Source organism: Nocardia sp. NPDC102475, from assembly GCF_055584605.1.
In genome coordinates, this window is record NZ_JBVJLS010000006.1 from 230596 (window position 1) to 242016 (window position 11421).

Genomic DNA, 11421 nt, shown 5'->3' on the forward strand with positions numbered 1-11421 from the left:
ATCAGGCGGAGTCTCGGTCCGCGATCGCCAGCCGCCGTGCGTCCAAACTCGGGAAGAAGCCGTCGGCCGCCCCCCATCCTGCCGCCAACTGGTGTGCTTTGGCGACTTGGCCCGCCCCGACGGCGGCCGCGATTTCCCGCACGGCGTGGGCGTGCCGGTGCGCGCGGTCGCGTGCGTAGCCGGCCGCGGAGTCCTTGCTGACCATGAATGCCCAGTCACTGGAGACGGTGAGGATGGCTTCGCGCAGCAGTTGATCGGCAACCGGGTCGCGCAGTGCGGCGCCACCGTCCGCGGCCCGCATCTTGTCGACCGTATCGAGGGTGAGCCGGACAATATCGTCGTTCAGATCCACCAGGTCTTTCACCTGGTCACCGGCCCATACTCGCCAATCCTTACCCGAACCCCAGGACGAATCGGCCAGCGGCACCGGCTCGCCGACGTACCCGCGCGCCCTGGCATCGGCCAGCGTGCCGACGGTGACGCCCGCCTCGGGCAGTGCCCGTAGTACCTGGGCCAGCCACTGCGGACCCTCGTGCCACCAGTGTCCGAACAATTCGGTATCGAATGCGGCGACGACCAGGGCCGGACGTCCGATACGCGCCGATTCCTCGATCAGCCGTTCGCGCACGGTCCGCACGAAATCGTCGACATCGCGGACTACCGCCCCGGCCGCCAGTTCGGGGTCGTACGGGGCCTTGTCCGGACCGGCGACCGTCTTGCCGGTGACGCGGGCGGGCTTGAGACCCGTCGCATGGTCATAGTGATGAAAGTCACGGTAGGCGCTCTGCCCCGGATAGCCGGACTTGGGCGACCAAACCCGGTAGCTCACTTGCAGATCCCGCCCGAAGGCCACCACATCCGATTCCCGGACCGGTCGGCCGAGGGTGGTATCGCCGCGCAGTGCGGGTCCATCGACCATGAAATGCGTCACACCCGCGGCCGCGTATCCGGTCTCCATGCCGGGGGTGTAGCCGCATTCGGGCGCCCAGATCCCGGTCGGGGTGTGACCCCAGCGCTGCCGGGCATCGGCCAGGCCCTCGTCGAGCTGGAAGGCGCGCAGTCGCGGGTGCAGCAGCGGCTGGAACGGGTGCGCGAGCGGGCCGCCGAGCAGTTCGATGGCCTCGGCGTCGATGAGCTGCCGCCACACCGGCGCCGCGCCGTGGCGCCAGTGCTGTTCGAATTCCGCGAGTGCCGCCGCGGCCAGCCGGTGTTCATGCCTGCCGAGTGCGATATTGCCCGCCATCGCGGCCTCGTCGGCGCGCAGTTGCCAATTGCCGAGCCAATGATGCATGCCCGCAAGGCAATGCGGATCGTCCAGCTGGGCGGCGAGCACCGGTGTGATGCCGAGGCTGAGCAGGTGTGAACGACCTTCCGCGGCAAGGGTTCTCAGCACATCGACGACCGGAAGGTAAGAGGCGGCCCAGGATTGGTAGAGCCATTCCTCGCCGACCGGCCAGCGGCCGTGGTGGGCCAGCCAGGGCAGATGGGAATGCAGGACCAGAGTGAACTGGCCGGGAACTTCTTGTCTACTCAAGGCTTCACCGCGATGGCGACCAGATCGAGGCTCGCATCGATGTCCTCGGTGATCAGTGCGAAATCGTCGATGACGACCGCGGCGACATCTGCGGTCAGCTCGGCGGGCCACGGCTCCCCGGCCAGCGCGCGCTCGATCTGCGCATCGATGAACGAGCCACCGTGCTTGGCGTCCAGCGCCTTCAGCGTCGGGCCGTGGTGTACCCCGGTCACGAGCGTGACCCGGAAACCCGCGTCGACGAGCAGTTCGGTGAGTTCGTCGGCATTGAGTTCGCGGGTGTGGAACGGGTTGAGCGGGGTATCGCGGCCGGGGGAGAAGGTGATCCGATTGGGCGTGCTGATCAGCAGTTCACCGCCGGGCCGCAGCACCCGCAGGCATTCCCGGATGAACTGGCCCTGGTCCCAGAGGTGTTCGATCACTTGGAAATTCACCACGACATCGACCGACTCGTCCTCCAGTGGCAGCGCGGCGAGGTTGCCCTGGATCATCTCCACGCGCGGGTAGCGGGCGCGCACGTGCTCGACCGCGCTGGTGTCGTAGTCCAGACCGATCACCTTGGCGGCCACCTCGGCGATCATGTTCGCGCCGTAACCCTCACCGGATCCGGCCTCCAGCACCGTCTTTGCGGCACAACGCTCGAGCAGGCGTGCGTAGACGATCTCGTGCCGACGGAACCAGTAGTTCTCCTCGGCGATGCCGGGTACGGTCCGCTCGCCGGTCAGCGGCAACGGCTCCACGGCCGACTCGGGAGTAATGCCCGGGGTGGTGCCCACTGCGGCAGGGATCACAGCCTCGCTCATCGCTCCGACGTTACTGGTTGGACGGCCGCAAGATATCGCCAGTACCACCGTTGTGAGAGAGAAGCGACTAAGTTACCCGCGAGTAACTTAACGTAGGGTAGTGTCACGCCCTGAGCTACAAACAAGGACGTACGGCGCCGCTCGTGCGACCACCACACACGTGTAACCAGAACAGGAGGTCGACGAAGACCGATGCCGAACATCGTCGTACTCATCAAGCAGGTTCCCGACACCTGGTCCGAGCGCAAGCTGACCGACGGTGACTTCACCCTCGATCGCGAAGCCGCCGACGCCGTCCTCGACGAGATCAACGAGCGCGCCGTCGAAGAAGCGCTGCTGATCAAGGAGGCCCAGGGCGGCGAGGTCACTGTGCTGGCCGCCGGTCCGGACCGTGCCACCGAGGCCATCCGCAAGGCGCTGTCCATGGGCGCCGACAAGGCCATCCACATCAACGATCCGGCGATCCACGGCTCCGACGCCGTGCAGACCGCTTGGGTGCTGGCCAGCGCGCTGGGCCAGGTCGAGGGTGTCGAGCTGGTCATCGCGGGCAACGAGGCCACCGACGGTCGCGCCGGCGCCGTGCCCGCGATCATCGCCGAGTACCTGGGCCTGCCGCAGCTGACGCACCTGCGCAAGCTGAGCGTCGACGGCGACAAGATCACCGGTGAGCGGGAGACCGACGAGGGCGTGTTCAAGCTGGAGGCCACCCTCCCGGCCATCGTCAGCGTCACCGAGAAGATCAACGAGCCGCGCTTCCCCTCCTTCAAGGGCATCATGGCCGCGAAGAAGAAGGAAGTGCAGACCTTCACGCTGGCCGACCTGGGCGTCGACCCGTCGACCGTCGGTGTCGCCAACTCGGGCACCGCCGTCACCGCGGCCACCCCGAAGCCCCCGCGCACCGCGGGCGAGAAGATCGCGGACGAGGGCGACGGCGGCACCAAGATCGCCTCGTACCTGGTCGGTCAGAAGATCATCTGATCCCGCCCGAGACTGCTTAGGAGAGAACACAAATGGCAGAAGTACTTGTGCTCGTCGAGCACGCCGACGGTGCGATCAAGAAGGTCAGCACCGAACTGCTCACCGCCGCGAGCGCGCTGGGTGAGCCCGCCGCCGTCGTGACCGGCCCGGCCGGTACCGGCGAGAAGCTGGCCGACGCGCTGGCCGCCGCGGGCGCCGCGAAGATCTACATCGCCGAATCCGACGATGTCGAGAACTTCCTGGTCACCCCGAAGGTCGACGTGCTCGCCGGTCTGGTCGAGTCGATTTCCCCGGCCGCTGTGATCGTCGCCGCCACCGCCGAGGGCAAGGAGGTGTCGGGCCGCCTCGCCGCGCGCATCGGCTCCGGTCTGCTCGTCGATGTCATCGACGTCAAGGCTGACGGTTCGGTCGTGCACTCCATCTTCGGTGGCGCGTTCACCGTCGACGCCAAGGCCACCGGCGACGTGCCGGTGATCTCGGTGCGTCCGGGCGCCGTCGAGGCCACCGCCTCGGCCGGTGCGGGCGAGAAAGTGACCGTCGAGGTGCCCGCGCAGGAAGAGGGCGTCGTGAAGGTGACCTCGCGCGAGCCGGTCGTCGGTGGCGACCGTCCGGAGCTCACCGAGGCGAGCATCGTCGTCTCCGGTGGTCGCGGTGTCGGTTCCGCCGACAACTTCGCGGTCGTCGAGGCGCTGGCCGATTCGCTCGGCGCCGCCGTCGGCGCTTCGCGTGCCGCGGTCGACTCGGGCTACTACCCGGGCCAGTTCCAGGTCGGTCAGACCGGTAAGACGGTCTCCCCGCAGCTGTACATCGCCCTCGGCATCTCCGGCGCCATCCAGCACCGCGCCGGCATGCAGACCTCGAAGACCATCGTCGCGGTCAACAAGGACGAAGAGGCCCCGATCTTCGAGATCGCGGACTACGGCATCGTCGGCGACCTGTTCAATGTCGCCCCGCAGCTGACCGAAGCTGTGAAGGCCCACAAGGGCTGATAGCGCACCGCTGCTCGAGTGGCCCCGGCTGGAAACAGCCGGGGCCACTTGCGTTTTCATGCTGCCCCTAGCGGGTGCGATAACCTGCGGATATGGCTGTTCCTACGACTCGGATGCTGGTGCTCGCGGTGGTGCGGCTGCTGGCCCCGGTGCACGGTTACGACGTTCGGCGCGAGCTGTTGTCCTGGCATGCCGACGATTGGGCGAATGTGAAGCCCGGATCGGTGTACGGGGCGCTGAACACGCTGCAGCGCGAGAAGCTCATCGAGGTGGAGGGCGTCGGTCAGGCGGGGGCGCGTCCGGAGCGGACCACTTATCGGCTGACGACGGAGGGGGAGAAGGTCTTCGGCGAGATGGTGCGCGAGGCGGTGTGGTCCGCGGAGCAGCCGAAGAACCCGTATTTCGCGGCGGTGGCCCTGCTGCCGCACCTGCCACGCGAGGAGGTCGTCGCGGCGATGCGCGGGCGCATTCTGAAGTTCGAATCGGATCTGGTCTTCCTGGAGCGCGAGGAGCAGCGGATTCTCGCGGGCAGCGGCAATCCGGCGGAGACCGAACCGCATCATGTCGCCGATGCCATGCGGCTGGCCGCCGACCACGTCCGGGCGGATCTGACCTGGACGCGCAAGACTTTGGAGCGCATCGAGAGCGGTGAGCTGGATGTGTGGACGAACTGGTCGCGGGTGGACGGCGGCCCGATGACGGTCAAATGAGGCGCTTTTCAAATGATCAAGACTGAATAGTAAAGCTTGACTATTTAGTCGGTCGTTCCTACCGTTGTTCGGGTGGAAACGATCGACTCCGTTCGCGATCGCACCCGCACCTCGGTGATCCGGGTGCGCGGGCTGGCGCGGACGTTTGAAACCAGAAGCGGCCCCGTCCAAGCGGTTACGGGCGTCGACTTCGATGTCTACGAGGGTGAGATCCTCGGTCTGCTCGGCCCCAACGGCGCGGGTAAGACCACGACACTGCGGATGCTCAGCACCCTCATCGCCCCGACCGCCGGCGAGGCGGTCATCTCCGACGTTGATCTACGGGCCGAGCAGCGGACCGTGCGTTCGCGCATCGGCTACGTCGCCCAGGGCGGAATGACCAATGACGATGCCCTGGTCATCGACGAATTGGTGTTGCAGGCAAGGCTTTTCGGGCTGAGCAAGGCGCAGGCCACGCACAATGCCGAAGAACTACTCGTCGCACTCGACCTGGACAACCTCGGTCGGCGCAAATGCAACCAGCTCTCCGGCGGTCAGCGCCGCCGCGTCGATATCGCGCTCGGCCTGGTGCACGGCCCGGCGCTGATCTACCTCGACGAGCCGACCAGCGGCCTGGATCCGCAGAGCCGCGCGAATCTGTGGGAGCACATCCGGCGCCTGCGCGAGCGGGGCACCACGGTCGTGCTCACCACCCACTATCTGGACGAGGCCGACGCACTGTGTGATCGCCTGCTGATCATGGACCACGGCGGCATCGTCGCCGAGGGCTCGCCCGACGAACTCAAGCGCCGTATCTCCGGTGACGTGGTGAGCTTCGAAATCGATGACGGCCATGCGGATCTCGCACTCCAGGTCGCCCAGTCGGTGCTCGAGGTGCGCTCGCTGGTGCGCTCGGAGGATGCGGGTGCCGACCGGATCGGATCGACGCTGGTGCATCTCACCGTGGATCGCGGCGATGCCGCGGTCGTACCCCTATTGCGTGCCATGGACGAGCGCGGTCTCGTACCGGGTGCGCTCACTGTCAAACGTCCCAGCCTCGACGATGTCTTTCTCACCATTACGGGGCGTTCGCTGCGGGAGGCGAGTCACTCATGAGGTTCATGCGCGAGACCGGACTGATCTTCTGGTCCCAACTGCGGGCGAGTCTGCGAAATCCGGTGTGGGTCTTGATCGGTCTGTCCCAGCCGGTGTTATATCTGGTGCTGTTCGGGCCGCTCGTCAAGGGCATCGCGCCGTCGCTCGGCGCGGATTCCGATCCGTGGAAGCTGCTCACGCCCGCATTGGTCATCCAGACCGGGCTGTTCGGCGCGATCTATGTCGGATTCGGCATTGTGGCGGAATTGCGGGCGGGGGTCGTCGAACGGCAGCGGGTGACGCCGGCGAGCCGGGGCGCACTGCTGACCGGGCGCGTGCTCAAAGACATGGTGGTGCTCGTGGTCCAGGCGCTGGTGCTCGTCGGAGTTGCCATGGCGGCCTTCGGGGTTCGGCCGGATCCGCTCGGGGTGGTGCTGTCGGTGTTGTTGATCGCGGTCATGGCAGCAGGTTTGGCTGCCGCGTCCTATGCGCTGGGTCTGTGGGCCAAATCCGAGGATGTGCTCGCCTCGGTGCTCAACAGTCTCGCGGTGCCGCTGATGCTGCTGTCCGGCATTCTGCTGCCGTTGAGCGTCGGGCCTGGCTGGTTGCGCACGATCGGCAAGGTGAATCCGTTCTCGCACACCGTCGATGCGGCCAGGGCCCTGTTCCGCGGTGACTTCGGTGCGTCCGAGGTGTACCTCGGGACCGGGCTCACGCTGGCGGTCGCCGCGGTGGCGATGGTGATCGGCGCACGTAGCTTCACCCGCGAGAACGCCTGACATCGATGCCGCTGAGATCTGCTCGGTGACAGCAGATCTCAGCGGCGGTGCAATCCGGACAGCAGCGTGGTGAGGATCGGCGAGCGGCGCGCATCGCTGCGCAAGACCGCGGAGACCGGAATACGTAGTCGGTGTTCGGCGAGGTGCAGGACGACCAGGCCCTCGGTCGGGCTGTCGGCGTAGAGCACCGTCCAGGCGTCCGGGCGATTGATCAGCTCCATGGTCGCGGTGTGATCAGGTGGAATCGGCGGACCGAAGGTGGGGCCGGCCGACAGCTCGGCGAAGGCGGCCCGAATCACATTGTGCAGCAGGACCTGTTCCTGCTCGGGCGGGAGCAGCAGCGGATACGGGCTCAGATCCGCCAGCGTCACCTGGTCGTGCGGGGCCAGCGGATGGGCGGCGGAAGTGGCGATGACGAGGTCCTCGATCCACAGCTTCTCCACCGCGAGACCGGGCTCGTCGACACTGCCGCGGATGAGCGCGAGATCGCAGTCGCCGTCGGCCACCGCGGTGATCCGCTGCCGGAACGGTTTTATGACGAATTCGATCTCGGCATCCGGATGCGCGGCGCGCGCCCCGGCGATCGCGGACAGGGATCGGGTCGCGAAGGACATATTGGCGGCCAGCCGGATGCGGTGACCGGAGGTGCGCACGGTGGCGCGGATGGCCGACTCCAGACTGAGCATCTGTTTAGCCAGGGGAAGTAGCCGCATGGTCGCGTCGGTCGGCACAACGGCCCTGGTCGAACGCTCGAACAAGGCCACGCCGAGGTCACGCTCCAACCGGGCGATCTGATGGCTGATCGCCGATTGGGAGATGTAGCAGCGGGCCGCGGCCCTGCTGAAACTCAGCTCCTCGCACACCGCGACGAAGTAGGTGAGCTGGCGAAGCTCCACTTGATCTCCAATTCATGAGCAATCCAGATAAGAGTCATATCTATTATGCGCCTGAACACCTGAAATATCTGCGGATCGAATGACGGTTGGTAATGAGAGAAGGAGGCTGTCATGGAACACGCAGATGTTGTCATCGTTGGATCGGGATTCGGGGGGCTTGCCGCCGCTAAGCAGTTGGCCAAATCGGGCATCAATTACGTTCTTATCTCGAGCACTCCGGAGCATCTCTTCCAGCCGTTGCTCTACCAGGTCGCGACAGGTGTGCTGGCATCGCACGAGATCGCGCCGCCGATCGCCTCGGTACTGCGCAGGCACAGGGAGGCCGACGTCCGGCTCGGCAAGGTCGTCGCCATCGACGCCGATAACGCGGTGCTCACCTACGAGCACGACGGCGAGCGCACACAGATCCGCTATGGCTCGCTGATCGCCGCCACCGGCGCCTCGCAGTCGTACTTCGGCCGCGACGATTTCGCCGATAAGACGTTCTCGCTCAAGACCATCGACGATGCGAAGCTGCTGCGCGCACAGATCGAACGGGTCTTCACCGAGGCCAAGGGCGCGGATGCGGAGACCCGCAAGCGACTGCTGAGCTTCGTGGTGGTCGGCGCGGGCGCGACCGGTGTCGAGGTCGCCGGTCAGCTGAAGGAACTCGCGAAACGGTATTACCACCAAGAGGTTTCGGTGACCCTGGTCGAGGGTGCGGGCGAGGTGCTGCCGCCCTTCGGTGGCGGACTGTCGGAATACGCGAAGGCATCGCTGACCAAGAGCGGTGTCGAGGTGCTGCTCGGCACCTTCGTGACCGATATCGAATACGGCAAGGTGACCGTCAAGGACAAGCAGGGCATCGAGCGCCGGATCGCGGCCGAGACGGTGGTCTGGTCGGCCGGTGTGCAGGCGGGCGGGTTCGCGCAGATCCTGGCCGAGGCCACCCGCTGCGAAACCGACCGCGCCGGAAGGCTTTTGATCAACCCGGACCTGACCGTCGGCGGACATGCCGATATCTACGCCATCGGCGATATGACCTCGCTCAACGGCTATCCGGGCCAGTCGCCGGTCGCCATGCAGGAGGGCAGGCACGCCGCCGACATCATTCGCCGCAAGCAGCTCCCCGGCACCCCGTTCAAGTACTGGGACAAGGGCAGCATGGCGGTGATCAGCCGGTTCAGCGCGGTGGTGAAACTCAATGAGCACATCACCTTCCGCGGCGTCATCGCGTGGACCATGTGGCTCGCGGTGCACCTGCTGTACCTGGTCGGGTTCCGCAACCGTTTCGCCGCCGTGGCCTCGTGGCTCGTCGCCTTCATCGGCACGGGTCGCCCCGGTTTCGACGAGGTGGATACGGCGCAGGATCCGGTGCGGATATCGGAGCGCGACGCCGCCTGATCTGCCGGCGAAAAGGTCACGGATCAGGCAAAAGGCGGCGGTAGCGATGCGGGAGACGGAACGCGACGCGACAGTTCGGTGAACGCTCGGTGTGATCATCATCTCGTTCACCGAACCGGCATCGAGGCGACACTTCGAGGTTGCTCCGGCGCAGTTTCGGACTGGCTTCATCACGGATATGACTATTTCGTCCGTGTTGACAGCCCCGGCTCGACCGACGGACTCCGGGGCGGAACGGTCTCGGTATTCGCTGGTCGTCTCCTCCGATTCGGCGCACCGACTGGCCGCGCAGCGCCTGCGCTACGGCGTCTTCGCCAGTGAGCCCGGCTTCCAGATTCCCGACAACGGAACGGGTCTCGACGCGGACCATTTCGATGAGTACTGCGACCACCTGCTGGTCCGCGACGACCGGACCGAGGAATTCGTCGGCTGCTACCGAATGCTGCCGCCGGACAAGGTGACTGCCGCGGGCGGTTACTACACGGCCACCGAATTCGATCTGGCCCAACTGGATCCGGAGGGCAACCGGATCGTGGAAATGGGCCGTGCGTGTGTGGTGCCCGACCACCGCAACGGCTCGGTGCTGACCCTCATGTGGGCGGGCATCCTGCACTACATCCAGCTCACCGGATACGAATGGGTGATGGGTTGCGTCTCGGTGCCCATGCAGGACACCCCCGCCGATCCGGCCGGTGTGAATGTGCGCGGCGTGCGGGATATGTTGCTCGGCCGCCACGGATCCGATCCCGAGCGGCGGGTGCACCCCTACCGCCCGGTTGTCGTCGACGGGCTGACGCTGGACGAGATGACACCGCCCGCGCGCCCGAAGCTGCCCCCGCTACTGCGCGGATACCTGCGCCTGGGCGCGGAGATCTGCGGTGAACCTGCACACGATCCGGATTTCGCGGTCGCCGATTTCGTCGCGCTGCTCGGCCTGGACACGATCAACACCCGCTACCTCAACCGATTACAAGACGCGGCCAATGCACTCGACGGGGGACGGTGAGTCAGATGGTGTTCGACGCGCCGCCCGCAGAGCGCACCGCGCATTCCTGGATGCCGTCGAGCCCATGTGGGCCCGGCTGTATCGATCCGGTCGATGAGATCGGCACCGCACGGGTGATCGGCCGACTATTCGGCGTGGCCGGATTGTTGCTCAGCTTTCCCGTTGTCAATGTCGTGACGCCGCGCGGACGGCGCGAACAGTTGCAGCGGCGGTATGCGCGAAGTGTTTTGAGCTGTCTGGGGATTCGGTTGCGCGTTGTCGACAACCGAGCCGATGCGGGGGAGTCGGCCGGTGCGCGCTTCGGTGATTCGGGTGACGGGCTGCTGATCGTCGCCGGGCATATCGGCTGGACGGATGTGGTCGTCATGGCCGCGGTGCAGCCACTGGGCTTCGTGGCCCGCGCCGATATGGTCGATTGGCCGCTGCTCGGTGGGCTGGCCAAACTGATGCGGGTCATTCCGATCGAGCGCGAACGGCTGCGCGAATTGCCCGGTGTAGTGGCGCGTCTCGGTGAGCGGCTGGCGGCGGGAGATCGGGTCGCGGTCTTTCCCGAGGGGACTACCTGGTGTGGCCGCGCCTACGGCAGGATGCGGCCCGCGCTCTTCCAGGCGGCGGTGGACACCGGAACCGCGGTGCAGCCGGTGCGCGTGCGGTATCTGGACGCGCACGGCACCCAGTCGACCATTCCCGGATTCGTCGGTGACGACGGCTTCGGCACTTCGGCGAAGCGGGTTCTGCGCTCGCGCGGCATGGTGGCCGAGGTGGTGCTCGAGCCGGTCGAGAATCCCGGACTCGATCGCCGTGATCTGGCTCGCCGCTGCGAACAGGCGGTGCGCGGCACCGATCTGTCGCGCCATGGGGCCATCGAGGCATCGGATTGGATCGAGGCGACGGCAACTCGTGTACAGGATCCGGAGTCGGCCGAGGCGCGGCCGCAACGGCCGCCGCGGCGGTTGCGGCCGTTCCGGCGCAGGGGCTCGGGCCATCAGGTTGCCGAGTCCGCGGTGTCCACAGACTGATCGAAGGGCACGGTCACGAGGCCGACTGGGCGATTGCCCGGTCGGCCTCCGCCGTTTCGGCCGCGAAATAGCTCCACCGCAACAGAGCACAGCTCGCGAACGAGTTGATCCCGCAGCGCAGCGTGGTGGCTGCGGGATTGCTGGCCCGGTCGCGCCCGGGTCGGGTAGGTTGACCCAAGTCGAGTACGTGATCGGCGATGCCTCCAAAAAGGGCGATTCGCGTCACCGAACTCGGCGGGCGATCGACGGCACC

At 66.5% G+C, this 11421-nt stretch carries 11 protein-coding genes; 8 read left to right on the forward strand and 3 right to left on the reverse strand.

Annotated elements, in window-relative coordinates:
- Position 1: 1 nt before the first annotated feature.
- Both ACZ60G_RS13710 and ACZ60G_RS13715 read right to left on the reverse strand, forming a co-directional pair.
- Positions 2-1534 (reverse strand): 1,4-alpha-glucan branching protein domain-containing protein, encoded by a 1533-nt coding sequence (locus ACZ60G_RS13710; protein ID WP_465810259.1) that lies wholly within the window; start codon positions 1532-1534, stop codon positions 2-4.
- A complete protein-coding gene (locus ACZ60G_RS13715) occupies positions 1531-2334 on the reverse strand; it encodes a class I SAM-dependent methyltransferase (protein ID WP_465810261.1) in 804 nt (267 codons plus the stop codon). The genes ACZ60G_RS13710 and ACZ60G_RS13715 overlap by 4 nt, the downstream gene beginning before the upstream one ends.
- Before the next feature lie 192 nt (positions 2335-2526).
- Between ACZ60G_RS13715 and ACZ60G_RS13720 the strand changes: the two genes are divergently transcribed.
- From ACZ60G_RS13720 to ACZ60G_RS13740, 5 genes are all read left to right on the forward strand, one after another.
- Entirely contained in the window at positions 2527-3312 is a 786-nt protein-coding gene (locus tag ACZ60G_RS13720; protein WP_465810263.1) for an electron transfer flavoprotein subunit beta/FixA family protein, read from the forward strand.
- A 32-nt stretch (positions 3313-3344) separates the two neighbouring features.
- The gene (locus ACZ60G_RS13725; protein WP_387289483.1) at positions 3345-4301 is read left to right on the forward strand and encodes an electron transfer flavoprotein subunit alpha/FixB family protein; all 957 of its coding nucleotides are present in this window, start codon (positions 3345-3347) and stop codon (positions 4299-4301) included.
- Positions 4302-4393: 92 nt separating this feature from the next.
- Positions 4394-5011, forward strand: coding sequence for a PadR family transcriptional regulator (locus tag ACZ60G_RS13730; RefSeq protein WP_465810265.1), 618 nt, complete (start codon positions 4394-4396; stop codon positions 5009-5011).
- 72 nt (positions 5012-5083) lie between these two features.
- On the forward strand, positions 5084-6106 hold the full coding sequence (locus tag ACZ60G_RS13735) for an ABC transporter ATP-binding protein (RefSeq protein WP_465810267.1): 1023 nt from the start codon (positions 5084-5086) through the stop codon (positions 6104-6106).
- On the forward strand, positions 6103-6864 hold the full coding sequence (locus ACZ60G_RS13740; protein ID WP_465810269.1) for an ABC transporter permease: 762 nt from the start codon (positions 6103-6105) through the stop codon (positions 6862-6864). The genes ACZ60G_RS13735 and ACZ60G_RS13740 overlap by 4 nt, the downstream gene beginning before the upstream one ends.
- Before the next feature lie 38 nt (positions 6865-6902).
- On the opposite strand, the gene ACZ60G_RS13745 is transcribed toward ACZ60G_RS13740, so the two are convergent.
- Positions 6903-7760, reverse strand: a complete 858-nt coding sequence (locus tag ACZ60G_RS13745) for a LysR family transcriptional regulator (protein WP_387289476.1) — start codon at positions 7758-7760, stop codon at positions 6903-6905.
- A gap of 111 nt (positions 7761-7871) precedes the next feature.
- Here ACZ60G_RS13745 and ACZ60G_RS13750 point away from each other — a divergent pair, with 111 nt between their 5' ends.
- The 3 genes from ACZ60G_RS13750 to ACZ60G_RS13760 all read left to right on the forward strand — a co-directional run bounded on the left by ACZ60G_RS13750 (position 7872) and on the right by ACZ60G_RS13760 (position 11168).
- Positions 7872-9143: an NAD(P)/FAD-dependent oxidoreductase gene (locus ACZ60G_RS13750; RefSeq protein WP_465810272.1), complete on the forward strand. Its 1272-nt coding sequence runs from the start codon at positions 7872-7874 to the stop codon at positions 9141-9143.
- A gap of 178 nt (positions 9144-9321) precedes the next feature.
- Positions 9322-10149: a GNAT family N-acetyltransferase gene (locus ACZ60G_RS13755; protein WP_465810274.1), complete on the forward strand. Its 828-nt coding sequence runs from the start codon at positions 9322-9324 to the stop codon at positions 10147-10149.
- A complete protein-coding gene (locus ACZ60G_RS13760; RefSeq protein WP_465810276.1) occupies positions 10146-11168 on the forward strand; it encodes a lysophospholipid acyltransferase family protein in 1023 nt (340 codons plus the stop codon). The genes ACZ60G_RS13755 and ACZ60G_RS13760 overlap by 4 nt, the downstream gene beginning before the upstream one ends.
- Positions 11169-11421 lie beyond the last annotated feature (253 nt).